Source organism: Micromonospora radicis (assembly GCF_003583405.1).
Lineage (GTDB): Bacteria > Actinomycetota > Actinomycetes > Mycobacteriales > Micromonosporaceae > Micromonospora > Micromonospora radicis.
In genome coordinates, this window is record NZ_QXEC01000051.1 from 1 (window position 1) to 13,545 (window position 13,545).

The 13,545-nt window shown below is 71.9% G+C and carries 11 protein-coding genes; 5 read left to right on the plus strand and 6 right to left on the minus strand.

Going from position 1 to position 13,545, the window contains the following annotated elements; all coding sequences use genetic code 11:
- The first annotated feature begins 219 nt into the window (after positions 1-219).
- Positions 220-660, plus strand: a complete 441-nt coding sequence (locus tag D2L64_RS26600; RefSeq protein WP_119579945.1) for a carboxymuconolactone decarboxylase family protein — start codon at positions 220-222, stop codon at positions 658-660.
- The gene (gene sigJ / locus D2L64_RS26605) at positions 609-1,574 is read left to right on the plus strand and encodes an RNA polymerase sigma factor SigJ (RefSeq protein ID WP_233559167.1); all 966 of its coding nucleotides are present in this window, start codon (positions 609-611) and stop codon (positions 1,572-1,574) included. Before D2L64_RS26600 ends, sigJ begins: the two co-directional genes overlap by 52 nt.
- On the opposite strand, the gene D2L64_RS26610 is transcribed toward sigJ, so the two are convergent.
- Positions 1,564-2,343 carry an alpha/beta fold hydrolase gene (locus tag D2L64_RS26610; RefSeq protein WP_158603558.1) on the minus strand — a complete coding sequence of 260 codons (780 nt, stop codon included), beginning with the start codon at positions 2,341-2,343 and terminating at the stop codon, positions 1,564-1,566. The genes sigJ and D2L64_RS26610 overlap by 11 nt on opposite strands.
- 144 nt (positions 2,344-2,487) lie before the next feature.
- Between D2L64_RS26610 and D2L64_RS26615 the strand changes: the two genes are divergently transcribed.
- Positions 2,488-4,932 (plus strand): glycogen debranching N-terminal domain-containing protein, encoded by a 2,445-nt coding sequence (locus tag D2L64_RS26615; protein ID WP_119579948.1) that lies wholly within the window; start codon positions 2,488-2,490, stop codon positions 4,930-4,932.
- A gap of 22 nt (positions 4,933-4,954) precedes the next feature.
- On the opposite strand, the gene ndk is transcribed toward D2L64_RS26615, so the two are convergent.
- The gene (gene ndk, locus D2L64_RS26620; protein WP_119579949.1) at positions 4,955-5,380 is read right to left on the minus strand and encodes a nucleoside-diphosphate kinase; all 426 of its coding nucleotides are present in this window, start codon (positions 5,378-5,380) and stop codon (positions 4,955-4,957) included.
- A gap of 143 nt (positions 5,381-5,523) precedes the next feature.
- Between ndk and D2L64_RS26625 the strand changes: the two genes are divergently transcribed.
- Complete coding sequence (locus D2L64_RS26625) at positions 5,524-7,035, plus strand: VOC family protein (protein ID WP_119579950.1); 1,512 nt, start codon at positions 5,524-5,526, stop codon at positions 7,033-7,035.
- A 7-nt stretch (positions 7,036-7,042) separates the two neighbouring features.
- Here D2L64_RS26625 and D2L64_RS26630 read toward each other — a convergent pair whose 3' ends face one another.
- The 3 genes from D2L64_RS26630 to D2L64_RS26640 all read right to left on the minus strand — a co-directional run bounded on the left by D2L64_RS26630 (position 7,043) and on the right by D2L64_RS26640 (position 11,459).
- Positions 7,043-7,408, minus strand: a complete 366-nt coding sequence (locus tag D2L64_RS26630; RefSeq protein WP_119579951.1) for a DUF4233 domain-containing protein — start codon at positions 7,406-7,408, stop codon at positions 7,043-7,045.
- Positions 7,405-8,676 carry a bifunctional folylpolyglutamate synthase/dihydrofolate synthase gene (locus D2L64_RS26635; RefSeq protein ID WP_233559169.1) on the minus strand — a complete coding sequence of 424 codons (1,272 nt, stop codon included), beginning with the start codon at positions 8,674-8,676 and terminating at the stop codon, positions 7,405-7,407. The genes D2L64_RS26630 and D2L64_RS26635 overlap by 4 nt, the downstream gene beginning before the upstream one ends.
- 164 nt (positions 8,677-8,840) lie before the next feature.
- The gene (locus D2L64_RS26640; RefSeq protein ID WP_119579952.1) at positions 8,841-11,459 is read right to left on the minus strand and encodes a valine--tRNA ligase; all 2,619 of its coding nucleotides are present in this window, start codon (positions 11,457-11,459) and stop codon (positions 8,841-8,843) included.
- A gap of 70 nt (positions 11,460-11,529) precedes the next feature.
- Between D2L64_RS26640 and D2L64_RS26645 the strand changes: the two genes are divergently transcribed.
- On the plus strand, positions 11,530-12,210 hold the full coding sequence (locus tag D2L64_RS26645) for a hypothetical protein (protein WP_119579953.1): 681 nt from the start codon (positions 11,530-11,532) through the stop codon (positions 12,208-12,210).
- Positions 12,211-12,242: 32 nt separating this feature from the next.
- Here D2L64_RS26645 and D2L64_RS26650 read toward each other — a convergent pair whose 3' ends face one another.
- Positions 12,243-13,475 carry an MFS transporter gene (locus tag D2L64_RS26650; protein WP_233559168.1) on the minus strand — a complete coding sequence of 411 codons (1,233 nt, stop codon included), beginning with the start codon at positions 13,473-13,475 and terminating at the stop codon, positions 12,243-12,245.
- Positions 13,476-13,545 lie beyond the last annotated feature (70 nt).

Below are 13,545 nucleotides of genomic sequence, written 5' to 3' on the forward strand. Positions count from 1 at the left end.
CCCGCTCCCCCCCCCCCCCCCCCCCACACCCCCCCCCCCCCCCCCCCCCCCCGCCCCGCCGCGCCGCCACCCCACCCCGCCGCCGCGCCGCGATCTTGCACTTTCCGTCGCCGATACGGATCTGGGGGCGCATGACGGGCGTCACAGGAGCGGGCTGTCACGCCAGGCGTGCCGCGACCGTCGTGCCGATGTCAGATCCACCGACACAGGGAGGTCGTCATGCAGCGGATGAACGTGGCAGAGGTGGCACCGGGGGCGTTCCAGAGCGTCATGGGGCTGGAGAAGTACGTCCGGGCCAACGTGGACCACACCGTGCTGGAGTTGGTGAAACTGCGCGCGTCGATGTTGAACGGCTGCGCGTACTGCGTCGACATGCACAGCCAGGAGGCGCTGGGCGCGGGTGAGTCGAACCGGCGGCTGTTCGCGGTGGCGGCGTGGCGTGAGGCGCCCTTCTTCGACGAGCGGGAACGGGCCGCGCTGGCGCTCACCGACGCGGTCACCCGACTCGGCGAGCACGGCGTACCCGACGACGTCTGGGACACCGCCGCGAAGGTCTGGCCGGAGAAGGCCCTCGCCGACCTGGTTCTGGCGATTGCCACAATCAACGTGTGGAACCGGATCGCGGTGACCTTCCGCAACGAACTGCCGGCGGACGCCTGAACCCGGGCGACGCGGCAGAGGCGGCCGGTGCGCTGGACGCGCACCGGCCGATGCTGCTCGGGCTGGCCTACCGGCTGCTGGGCAGCCGGCACGACGCGGAGGACGTCCTGCAGGAGGCGTACCTGCGCTGGGTGCGGGTCGATCGCAACGAGGTCGGCGAGCCCCGCCGCTACCTGTCCCGGGTGGTCACCCACCTGGCGATGGACCGGCTGCGCGCCCGACAGGCCGCCCGGGAGACGTACGTCGGGCCGTGGCTGCCCGAGCCGGTACCGACCGCGCCGTCGCCGTTCGGTCCGCTGGAACGCGCCGAGCTGCGCGACTCCCTCTCCACCGCACTGCTGCACCTGCTGGAACGACTCACCCCGCCGGAGCGCGCGGTCTACGTGCTGCACACCGCCTTCGAGCTGCCGTACGCCGAGATCGGCGAGTTGCTGGACCGCTCCGCCGAGGACTGTCGGCAACTGCACCACCGGGCGAGCAGCCGGATCGGCCGCGACCAGCGCCGGTTCACCGCCGACCGGGCGGAACAGAAGCGGCTGCTGGATGCGTTCGTCGCCGCCGCCGACGATGGCAACCTGGCGGCGCTCACCGATCTGGTGGCCGCCGACGCGACCGCGTGGAGCGACGGCGGTGGCCGGGTGCGGGCCGCCCGCAACCCGGTGACCGGTGCGGACCGGGTCGCCCGGTTCCTCCTGGGCGTACGGGACAAGGGTTGGCCGCTCACCGTGCACCGCACGGAACTCAACGGCCAGCCGGCCGTCGTCGTGTCCAGCGCGGCCGGCGACAGGTACGCCATCACCCTCGGCACCGCCGCCGGCCGGATCACCGACGTCTTCCTGGTGGCCAACCCCGACAAACTGAACTGGCTGCCCGGAACCGGGCCACCCGCGCGCCCGGGCCCGGTCAGCCCGTGACCTTCAGGTACCGGTCGACCATCTCGTTGACCTGTGCGGGTACCTCGAGCTGCATGAAGTGTCCGGAGCCGACGGTCTGCCCGACATGGGCGGCCGGCACCAGTCGGGATAGGTGCGCGTAGTCGGCGAACGGCGCGTCGGTGCCGATCAGCAGCAGCGGCCGCCGCCATGCGGTCAGCGCCGCCGTGTCACCTCCGCGCGCGACGTAGTCGGCCAGTCCGGCGATCGGCTCGTACGCCGCCTCGGTCGAGGGGCGGGCCATCGCCCGGAGCACCGATGCCACCAGCGCCGGGTCCGAGTAGGGGCGGAAGTACGAGCGGACTATCTGCTCCCGGGCCGCGCCCGTGCTGTCGTCGCGAAGCATGCCGGCCACCTGCGCGATCGCCTCGGCGGCTCCGGGTGCTCCGGCGACGGCCGAATCGAGCAGGCCGAGTCCGGTGAACACGGCGGGATCGGCGGCTGCCGCCGCGAGCGACCAGACGCCGCCCAGGCTGTGCCCGATGACGGTGACCCGACGCAGGCCGAGTTCCCGGGCCAGGGCGCGGAGTCGGCCCGCCATCTGGTCGACGCCGTACCCGTCTGGCGGCGGTGGGCTCTGCCCGTGGCCGGGCATGTCGACGGCGATCACGCGGGCCCGGGCGGCGGCGAGGTGCTCGGCCAACGGCGCCATGAAGGTGTGGTCGCCGCACCAGCCGTGCACCAGCAGAAAGGTGCCGCGTTGGCCTTGGCCGTAGACGTGGTACCGAATGCCACTGGCATGTTCCGCCATCGACGACACCCTTCCCGACCGCCCGGTGAAAGGCATGCCTGTTTCCGACTAAACAATAGAATGCACCAAACCACCGTACATTGGCTATAACCTCGGATTGACGACCGGGGCTGCTGGACGTGGCTGCGCCACAGGGAGGACGCGGTGGTTGAGCGGCTCAACGGGTTCTTCTCCGACCTGACCACCTCCTCGGTGGGCCGGCTGCCCACCACACCCACCGGGCTGCTCCGGTTCGACTTCGTCGCCGCCGAATGCGAGACCACCACCTGGTTCGTCCGGCTCGACAACGGCCGGGCCTCGGCGCGGCGCGATGGCGATCGCGCCGACTGCCGGGTGGAGATGCGTCCCGACGCGTTCGAACGCCTGCTCGCCGGCGACGACCAGATCGTCGCGATGCTGTTTCGCGGCGTCGTCTCGATCGAGGGCGAGTTGGCGCTGCTGCTGCTGTTCCAGCGCCTGCTGCCGTTGCCCGCCGACAGTGGGGCGGTCACGTCGGCGGACTGGCCGACCACCGACAACACGCTCAGCTTCACCGGGTTGTACGAGGCCAGCCGCGTGTTCGCCGGCAACATGTTCATGATCAGTGAGCCCAACGGGAACGTCCAGTCCGACCCGGACACACCGCTGGGTCTCTACTTCTTCGACACCCGGTTCCTGTCCACCTGGCGACTGACCATCGACGACGAGCCACCGTCGGTGCTCTCCCAGACCGCCGTGCACACCTGGGAGGCGAAGTTCGGGTTGGTGCCCGGACAGCCCACCCACTACGTCAACGCCACCACCTCACTGCTGCGGCACCGCCTGGTGGGTCACGAGTTCGAGGAGGAGATCACTCTCCTGAACCACGTGCCGGAGCCGGTGCGCCACACGCTTCGGCTGGAGATCGCCGCGGACTTCGCCGAGGTACCCGAGATCTGGGAGAGCCGCCGCCAGCTCCGTCCGGTCACCGCCACCATCGACGAGGGCGCCCTCCGCCTGCACTACCGGCGGCAGACCCTGCACCGCGAAACCGTCGTCACGACGAGTGCGCCGGGCCGGTTCAGCGCCACCGGACTGACCTTCACGATCACCCTCGCCGCGCACGGCAGCTGGACCACCCGGTTGCGGGTCCTACCGCTGGTGCGCGACCTGCGCCGACGCGACCTGAGGGAACGGTTGAACAGCTCGACCGGTCGGTCCCGAACGTACTTCGCCGAGGACCTCGCCAGCATGATCGCGCGGGCACCTCTGCTCTCCGCCACGCACCGTCCGTTACAGGAGACGTACCAGCGGTGCATACACGACATGGCCGCCCTGCACTACCCCGGGCTCAACTATCGCGAAGGCCTACCCGCCACCGGTCTGCCCTGGTCGATGACGCTGCTCAGTCGGGAGAGTCTGCTCAGCAGTTTCCAGGCGCTCCCGTTCATCCCCGAACGAGCGGCACGGACCATGCGGATCCTGTCCCTGACCCAGGGCAGCCGCGAGGACCCGTTCCGCGGTGAGCAGCCAGGCAAGATACTCCAGGAGTGCCGGTACGGCGACTCGGCCGGATTCAACGACACTCCGGAGTCGGCCAACTTCAACGCCGTCGACACCACCGCGCTCTTCGTCATCCTGCTGGACGAGTACGAACGCTGGACCGGCGACGCCAGCCTGGTCCGCCAGTACGAGTTCCAGGTGCGGAAGGCCATCGACTGGCTCGACTGGTCCGCGGACCCGGAGTCCACCGGCTACGTCTGGACCGTCCGTCACCGCACCCGCAGCACCCCGGTGAGCGGCAGCTGGCGCAGTTCGGCGAACTCGACCTACTACGCCGACGGCCGCAGCGCCGGCTTCCCGCAGGCGAACTGCGAGGTCCAGGGCTACACCTATGACGCGAAGCTCCGCGCGGCCCGGCTGGCCCGTTCCTTCTGGCAGGACCCGGAGTGGGCGAGCCAGTTGGAGCGGGCCGCGGCTGATCTGCGGCAACGGTTCGACCGGGACTTCTGGCTGCCCGACCGAGGCCATTACGCGGTGGCGCTGGAGGCTGACGGGCGGCCGGTCGACGGCCTGACGTCGACCATCGGGCAGCTGTTCTGGAGCGGCATCGTACGGCCCGAGCGGGCCGAACAGGTGGTGGAGCACCTGTTCGGCCCGGGGCTCTGGTCGGGTTGGGGAATCCGCACCAGCACCGCCACCGAGACCAGGTACAGCCCGCTCGGCCGGCACTGCGGCGCGGTCTGGCCGTGGGACAACTCGATAGTCGCCTGGGGGTTGAGCCGGGCCGGCTTCCGCGAGGAGGCCGCCCGGATCGCCGTGGCGATGCTGGAAGCCGCCCAGCACTTCCAGGGGAGGCTGCCGGCGTATCTTACGGGCTACCCCCGGGCCCTCACCCATGTCCCGGTACCACACGGCCTCACCGACAGCCCGTACGCGCCGTCGGCCGGGACGCCCCTGCTGCTGCTCCGTGCGCTCCTCGGCCTGGAGCCGTACGACGACCATCTGGCCGTCAACGCCGGGGTGCCGGAGCAGCTCGGCCAGATCGAGCTGCTCGACATCCGTGGCCGCTGGGGGTACGCCGACGCGCTCGGCCGGGGCCGGCCGTTCCGCCCGCGCGGGCGGGTTTGACGGCACCCCGGCTCGGGCCCGATCAGCCCAGTTCGGGGAACCAGAGGGCGATCTCGCGCTTCGCGCTGTCGACCGAGTCGGAGGCGTGCACCAGGTTCTCCCGGTTGGACAGCGAGAGGTCACCGCGGATGGTGCCGGCGGCGGCCCTGCGCCCGTCGGTGGACCCGATCAGGCCCCGCACCACGTCGATCACCTGGTCGCCGGAGAGCACCAGGGCGACCAGCGGACCGCCGGTCATGAACGCCTTCAACGGCGGGTAGAACGCCTTGTCCACGTGCTCGGCGTAGTGCTCGTCGGCCAGCTCGGCGTCCATCGTCCGGGACACCATGGCGTCGATCCGCAGCCCCTTGCGCTCGAAGCGGGAGATGATCTCGCCGACCAGCCCACGGCGGACCGCGTCGGGCTTGATCAGTACGAGCGTGCGCTCGTCCGGACTGCTGTTGGACACGCTGGGTTCCTCCTCAGAGCGGAAGCCGATCGGGCTGGGTACGGTCAGCCTAGCGACCCGGTCCCGGCGCCGGCGCGGTGGTCGGTGCTTCCCCCGGCCCCCGATCCGGCCTAGCCTGGCCCTGACCACCCGGGAGGTCCACTGTGGCGAACGGCGCTAACCGGCCCATCGCACCGGTACGGAAGTTGGTCGCCGCGGTGCTCGGCACCGTGGCCACCTTCGTGATCCTCTTCGGCCTCGGCATGACCAGCTGGGCCATCGTGGCGCTCGGCGTCGCCCTGGTGGCGCTGTCGATCGCGCTGGCCACCGTGCGCGCCGGCGGCCGCACCTGGGTGGTGGGTGCCGGGCATGTGCACAGCGCCTCGGAACCACCCACCCAGTACGCCTTCGGGCGCTGCGAACTCCAGCTGGTGATCGACGCGCCTGGCCTGCCACCCCGGTCGAAGAAGATCATCGAGCCGCGAGTGCCGGTCGCCAAGTGGCCGTCCCTGGGCCAGACCCTGCCGATCCGGGTGGCGCTGGACGACCCGAGGCACGTCCGGGTGCTCTGGGACGAGGTTCCCACCCACGCCGAGGGTGCCGAACTGCCGCCGGAGTTCGCCGCTCCGATGCCACCGGACGAGGTTCTCCTCGGCCAGGAGGCACCGCCGTGGGCCGGGCGGTCCCCGGAGGACGACTTCCACGACCCGCTGGCCGACCCGCTGGCCGAGCCGCTGGGTGCTCCGGTGGGTGGTCCGCTCCGCGACGAGCCCGTCGAACCGGTCGAGCCACGGGAGCCGGTGCGGGTACGCCAGCGGCCGGGCGCGCCGGTCGTGCTGGAGGGGACGGTGGTGGAGCAGCCCACCGACCACCCGCTGCCCCGCCGGGCGACCCCCGCGCCCCGGACGCCGGCCGAGGAACACTTCGCGGCCACGGGGGCGCCCGCCGACGATCCGGCGACCGGGGTACGCCTCGCCGACCCCGACGAGCGACCTGCCGACACCGTCGCCCCGGCCGCCCCGGCCGAGCGGGTCACCGGTTCCGCCGCGGGCCCCGCCGACCCGCCCCACACGACCGACCCGCTCCGCACGACCGACCCACTGGATCCGCTCGACCCGCTCGACCTGCCACTGGACGACCCGGAACCGGCCGCGGGCGGCAGCACGGACGGCGCCGCGGGCGGCGGCACGGACCGGGCAGCGGCCGCGGGCGGCGCGGCGACCCGGGCGGAGGCGGCCGCGGACCGGGAACTCGACGACGCGATCTTCGGCTTCGACCCGGAGGCCGCCGAGGAGGCCGCGCCGATCAACGGGGTGGGCATCACCCTGCTCGTCACCGAACTGCCCCGGTCCCTGGAGTTCTACCGGGACCGGCTCGGCTTCGGCGAGGTCGACCGGGGCACCGGCAACGCCGTACTCGCCTCCGGGGCGACCCGACTGGTCCTGCGGGAGGTGACCGGAGCCCAGCCGATCAACCGCCGGCTGGTGCACGTCAACCTCGACGTCGACGACATCCAGGGCGCGTACGAACGGCTACGCGACTCCGGTGTCCGGTTCACCTATGCTCCCCGGATCGTCAACCGGGGCAACAAGCTGGAGGTCTGGGCCGCCGCCTTCCGCGACCCGGACGGACACGGCATCGCCCTGACCCAGTGGCGGGAACGCGCCGAGGCGTGACCGGCCCTCAGCCCAGGATCACCCGGCGCACATGCCACGCGTACGCCCACACCAGCGCGAACATCACGCCGAGCACGAACAGCGCCCAGTGCAGCAGCCCGGAGAGCAGCAACAGCCCCTGCAACACCGTGCCGGCCTGCCACGCCCAGGGCCGGCGCATCAGGCCGGCCAGCACGGCGGCGGCCACCGCCAGCGCCACCACCGCCCAGATCGCGGCAGCCCCGAGATCCCCGCCGACCACCCGAATCGGCTGGATGGCCAGCAGCAGCACCAAGGCCTCCAGGGCGAGGGTGCCGGCGCCCAGGCCGCGTACCGCCCGCTGCGGATCCCGCAGCCCCGACCGCCGTGGCGGCGGGCCGCCAGGCTCGCTCATCGCTTCAACAACCGGCGCGCGTCGGCCACGGTCACCACCGAACCGGTGACGATCACACCGACCCCGGCCAACTCACCGGGTACGTCCTCCTCGGCCAGCGCCACCGCCGTCTCGATCGCGTCCGGCATCTCCTCGGCCACCTCGACCCGGTCGGGACCGAACACCTCGGCGGCGAGCGCGGCCAACTCCTTGGCCGGCAGCGCCCGCGGCGAGCTGTTCCGGGTCACCACCACCTGGTCGACGACCGGCTCCAGCAACTCCAACATGCTGGTCGCGTCCTTGTCGGTCAGCGTCCCCACCACGGCGACCAGCTTGCTGAAGGCGAACTCCTCCTGCAAAGCGGTGACCGTGGCCGCCATGCCCTGCGGGTTGTGCGCACCGTCGAGGAGGATCGTCGGGGCGGTACGCACCCGCTCCAGCCGGCCGGGCGAACTCGCGGTGGCGAAGCCCTCCCGTACCGTCTCCAGGTCGAGTTGCCGCCGGGCACCGGCGCCGAGGAACGCCTCGACGGCGGCGAGCGCCACCGCCGCGTTCTGCGCCTGGTGCGCGCCGTGCAGCGGGACGAACACCTCCTCGTACACCCCGCCGAGGCCCTGCAGGGTGAGCACCTGTCCGCCGACGGCGACCGCCCGGCGCAGTACGCCGAACTCGGAGCCCTCGCGGGCGATGGTGGCGCCGACCTCGGCGCAGCGTTGCAGGATCGGCCGGGCGGCCTCCTCCTCCTGCGCGGCGGCGATCACCGTCGCGCCCGGGTGGATGATGCCGGACTTGGCGACCGCGATGTCCTGCAACGTGTCACCGAGCCACTCGGTGTGGTCCAGCCCGATCGGGGTCAGTACGCACACCCCGGCCTGGATGACGTTGGTGGCGTCCTCGGCCCCGCCCAGTCCCACCTCGACCACGGCCACATCGACAGGTGCGTCGGCGAAGGTGGCGAACGCCAGCGCGGTGGTCATGTCGAAGTAGGTCAGCGGCTCCGACGAACCGGCGTCGACCAGTTCCGCCAGCGGCTTGACCTCCTGGTACACGGCGGTGAACCGGGCCTCGTCCACGGGCTCGCCGTCCAGGCTGATCCGCTCCCGCACGGTCTCCAGGTGCGGGCTGGTGTAGCGGCCGGTGTGCAGCCCGAACGCCCGCAACAGCGAGTCGATCATGCGGGCGGTGGAGGTCTTGCCGTTGGTGCCGGTCAGGTGGATCGACGGGTACGCCCGCTGCGGGCTGCCCAGCAGGTCGAGCAGGGACGAGATGCGGTCCAGCTCGAAGACCATCCGGGTGAAACCGCGCCCGGCCAGCTCGGCCTCCACCTCGGCGAAGGCGGCCCGCTCGGCGGGTCTGCCCCGCCCGGCCCGGTCGTCGGCACCGGCCCGGCCGGGTCGACCGGCGTCCACCGGTCGACCCGCGCCGTCGCGGTCGTTGCGTTCGTTGCTGTCGGTCACGAGGACAGTGCCTCCAGAGCGGCGTCGATACGGACCAGGTCGGCCTCGGCGACGGCCAGCCGCTCCCGGATCTTGGCAACCACGTGTTCCGGGGCCTTGCCGACGAACGCCGGGTTGTCGAGCTTCGCCCGAGCCTGCCCGGCCTCCTTCTCTGCGGCGGCGCGGTCCTTGGTCAGCCGGGCCCGTTCGGCGGCCACGTCGATCGACCCCCGGGTGTCCAACGCGACACTGACCTCCCCCGGCATGGCCAGCGTCGCGCTGGCCTGGAAGTCGTCACCGGCCGGGTCGAGCCGGGCCAACGAGCGGATCAGCGACTCGTGCGCCGCGATCCCGGCACCGGCCAGCCCGTCGAGCCGGGCCGCCACCCGCTGGGTGGGCCGCAGTCCCTGGTCGGAACGGAACCGACGAACCTCGGTGACCACCCGTTGCAGGGTGGCGATCTCCGCCTCGGCACCGGCGTCGACCCGTGCCCGGTCGGCCACCGGCCAGGCCGCCGTCATCACCGTCTCCCCGCCGGTCAGGGCGGTCCACAGCTCCTCGGTGACGAACGGGACGACCGGGTGCAGCAGCCGCAGCAGCTGGTCCAGCACGTGCCCGAGCACCCGACGGGTGACGTCGGCGGCGGCATCGTCGGAGGCGAGCACCGGCTTGCTCAGCTCCACGTACCAGTCGCAGACGTCGTCCCAGGCGAAGTGGTACAGCAGGTCGCAGACCTTCGCGAACTCGTACGCCTCGAACTGCTCGTCGACCTCGGCGGTGACCTGCGCCAGCCGGGACAGGATCCACCGGTCGACGGTCGACAGCTGTGCCTCGTCCGGCAGCGGCCCCCCGGTGTGTGCCCCGTTGAGCAGCGCGAACCGGGTCGCGTTCCACAGCTTGTTGCAGAAGTTCCGCGAACCCTGGCACCACTCCTCGCTGACCGGCACGTCACCGCCGGGGTTGGCACCCCGGGCCAGGGTGAACCGGGTCGCGTCGGCACCGTACCGGTCGATCCAGTCCAGCGGGTCGACCACGTTGCCGAACGACTTGGACATCTTCTTGCCGTGCTCGTCGCGGACCATCCCGTGCAGGGCGATCACGTCGAACGGCTGCCGCCCGTCCATCGCGTACAGACCGAACATCATCATCCGGGCGACCCAGAAGAAGAGGATGTCGTACCCGGTGACCAGCACGCTGGTCGGGTAGAACTTCGCCAGGTCCGGGGTCTGCTCCGGCCAGCCCAGCGTGGAGAACGGCCAGAGTCCGCTGGAGAACCAGGTGTCCAGCACGTCCTCGTCCTGCTGCCAGCCCTCGCCCGTCGGCGGCTGCTCGTCGGGACCGACACAGACCACCTCGCCGTCCGGGCCGTACCAGACCGGAATCCGGTGTCCCCACCACAGCTGCCGCGAGATGCACCAGTCGTGCATGTTATCGACCCAGGCGAAGTAGCGCTTGGCCAGCTCCGCCGGCTCGATCTTCACCCGCCCGTCGCGCACCGCGTCACCGGCCGCCTTGGCCAACGGCGAGGTGTTGACGAACCACTGCAACGACAGCCGCGGCTCGACGGTGGTACGGCACCGCGAACAGTGCCCGACGGCGTGCACGTACGGCCGCTTCTCGGCGACGATGCGGCCCTCCGCCCGTAGCGCGGCCACGATCGCCGGGCGGGCCTCGAACCGGTCCAGCCCCTCGAACGGGCCGTGCGCGGTGATCACCCCCCGCTCGTCCATGATCGTCAGCGCGGGCAGGTCGTGACGCTGTCCGATCTCGAAGTCGTTCGGGTCGTGCGCCGGGGTCACCTTCACCATGCCGGTGCCGAACGCCGGGTCGACGTGGGCGTCACCGACGATCGGGATCCGTCGCCCGGTCAGCGGCAGCTCCACCTCGGTACCGATCAGGTGCCGGTACCGCTCGTCGTCCGGGTGCACCGCCACCGCCGTGTCGCCGAGCATCGTCTCGGCCCGGGTGGTGGCCACCACCACGTCGTCGCTGTACCGGATCGAGACCAACTCGCCGTCGTCGTCGGAGTGCTCCACCTCGATGTCGGACAGGGCGGTCAGGCAGCGCGGGCACCAGTTGATGATCCGGTTCGCCCGGTAGATCAGGCCGTCCTCGTACAGCTTCTTGAACATGGTCTGCACGGCCCGCGACAGGCCCTCGTCCATGGTGAAGCGCTCGCGGTCCCAGTCGACGGAGTCACCGAGGCGGCGCATCTGGCCGAGGATCGCCCCGCCGGACTCGGCCTTCCACTGCCAGACCCGCTCGACGAACTTCTCCCGGCCGAGGTCGTGACGGGACAGGCCCTGCGCGGCCAGCTGCCGCTCGACGACGTTCTGGGTGGCGATGCCGGCGTGGTCCATGCCGGGCAGCCAGAGCGCCTCGAAGCCCTGCATCCGCTTGCGGCGGACCAGCGCGTCCTGCACGGTGTGGTCGAGCGCGTGGCCCATGTGCAGCGAGCCGGTCACGTTCGGCGGCGGGATGACGATGGTGAACGGCTGACGCTCGCTGTCCGCCGACGCCCGGAACCGCCCGTCGGCTACCCACTGCTCGTACCGTCGCTGCTCTACCTCACCGGGCTGGTACTGGCCGGCGAGGGTAGGGGCGTCGGGGCGTCGGGCATCCAGGTTCTCGGTCACCCTGAAAGTCTACGGAGCGCTTCACCGGACCCGACGTGCGCCACCGGTGGTTTCGCGTACGGTGGCGGCTATGTCCGACGCACATCTCACCGCCCGCCAGCTCGAAGAGGGTGCCCCGCCGGTCGACCTGACCGACGAGCCCATCGAGCTGAGCAACCGTGCCCCGGAGGAGGCCGCCGACCGCGCCGGGTTCCGCGGCCGCCGACGCCGGATCGCGATCGCGCTGCTGGCGGTCCTCGCGCTGACGGGCATCGCCGCGCTGGGCACCTGGGGCTGGCGGATCTTCCAGCAGCGCGACGCCCAGATCGCCACGCCGGACCAGGTCGCTGGGCTGACCCGGGACGACAGCGAGCGGGCCGTCAGCACCGCCGACTACCTGCGCAGCGGGCTCGCGGCCGACATCCAGCTGGACACCAGCTTCGGCGCGGTCTACCAGGATCCGGCCGACTCGCGCCGGTCGGTGCTGTTCTTCGGCGGCACCACTCTGCTCTGGCAGCCGGAGCGGGACCTGGAGAGCCTGTTCAGCCTGATGGCTGACGAGGCCGGCGCGGTGACCGGCTTGCGGAACGTGACGCCGGGCCAGTTGGGCGGGGTGATGAAGTGCGGCAGCACCAGCGGTGAGGGTGGCGACTTCGCGGTCTGCGGCTGGGCCGACCACGGCAGCGTGGCGATGGCCATGTTCCCCTTCCGGCCGGTCGACGAGGCGGCCGGCCTGTTGCGGCAGATCCGGGAGGGCGTTCAGACCCGCTGACGCAGCCGGACCGCTGGCGGCGCCGTCGTGGGTCAGCCGGGCTGGGCGCGGCGTACCGGCGTGACCAGCGCCGCGAGCGCGACGAGCACGCAGCCGCTACCGGCGAGCAGACACACCAGCGGTACGCCGTACGCGCCGGCACCCCAGGTGACGACGGCGGCACCGAGCGGACCGAGCGAGTAGTGGGTGGCCCAGAACACGGCGGTGACCCGGCCGAGGAGCGGGTTCGGCGTCACCTCCTGCCGCAGCGACAGCGAGCAGATCGCCCCCACCGCCGCCCCACCCAGGTACACCGCCGCCAGCGACGCCACCCACGGCACGGTGTGCGCCCAACCCAGCACCGCCACGGCCGACCCGGCCACCGCCACGCTGCCCGACCAGGTCGCCCCGAAGCCGATCCGCCGCCGCAGCGGCGCCACCAGTAGCGAGCCGAGAACGGTACCCACGGCCGCCGCCCCCAACACCAGACCGACGGTGCGGTCGGATCCACCCAGGTTGCGCCGGACGTGGTAGATCAACACGTCGTCGAGCCCGTAGGTGAGGAAGAAGAACGCCGAAAGCAGCAGGGTGAGACTACGCAGCACCGGATGCCGCCAGAGGAAACGAGCCCCCGCCAGCAGTTCGTCGCGCAGGCCGGCGAGGGACGTCGCCGTCCGCGCCGGTCGGTCCTGCCGCAGTCGTACGGCACCGAGTGCGGCTGCCGCCACGGCGAAGCTCACCGCGTTCACCGCGATCGCGGCGGGGTACCCGAACCGGGCGGCGACCAGCCCCGCCAGCAGCGGCCCACCGACCCCGGCGACGGCATAGCTCGCCGACAACTTGCCGTTGGCCTCGGTGATCCGCCCGACGTCGACGAGCCCCGGCACCGCCGCGACGTACGCCACCCGGAAGACCATGCCGACCGCGGCGCCCGCCGGAAGCACCAGGTACAGCAACCACAGCTGCGGACCCCACAACCAGGCCACCGGTACGGCGGCGAACAGCGCGGCCCGGACCACGTCGCAGCCGATGAGGAGCCGCCGACGGTCGACCCGGTCCACGAGTACGCCAGCAAAGACGGCGGTCACCACCGCGGCAACCCCGGCTGTCGCGGTGAGCACGCCCATCAGCGCCACCGAGCCGGTCAGCTGGAGTACGAGCAGCGGTAGCGCCAGGGCGGCGAACCCGTCGCCGATCACAGACAGCGTCTGCGCCGACCAGAAAACGGTGAAGTCGCGGTCCCGCCATAGCGGGGCACGTGTCGTTTCCGCCATGGGGGATGTCATCCGGGGAGGCTAGCCGCCGGTCCCCACGTGACGCCGCTGATTTGTCTACAGCGTTGTCCACGGAGGAGGC

Excerpts from the sequence above, each read along its gene's own strand:
- D2L64_RS26600 (WP_119579945.1), top strand. The coding sequence starts at position 220 with ATGCAGCGGATGAACGTGGCAGAGGTGGCACCGGGGGCGTTCCAGAGC.
- D2L64_RS26610 (WP_158603558.1), bottom strand. The coding sequence starts at position 2,343 with ATGGCGGAACATGCCAGTGGCATTCGGTACCACGTCTACGGCCAAGGC.
- D2L64_RS26630 (WP_119579951.1), bottom strand. The coding sequence starts at position 7,408 with ATGAGCGAGCCTGGCGGCCCGCCGCCACGGCGGTCGGGGCTGCGGGAT.
- D2L64_RS26635 (WP_233559169.1), bottom strand. The coding sequence starts at position 8,676 with ATGGTCTTCGAGCTGGACCGCATCTCGTCCCTGCTCGACCTGCTGGGC.
- D2L64_RS26645 (WP_119579953.1), top strand. The coding sequence starts at position 11,530 with ATGTCCGACGCACATCTCACCGCCCGCCAGCTCGAAGAGGGTGCCCCG.
- D2L64_RS26650 (WP_233559168.1), bottom strand. The coding sequence starts at position 13,475 with ATGACATCCCCCATGGCGGAAACGACACGTGCCCCGCTATGGCGGGAC.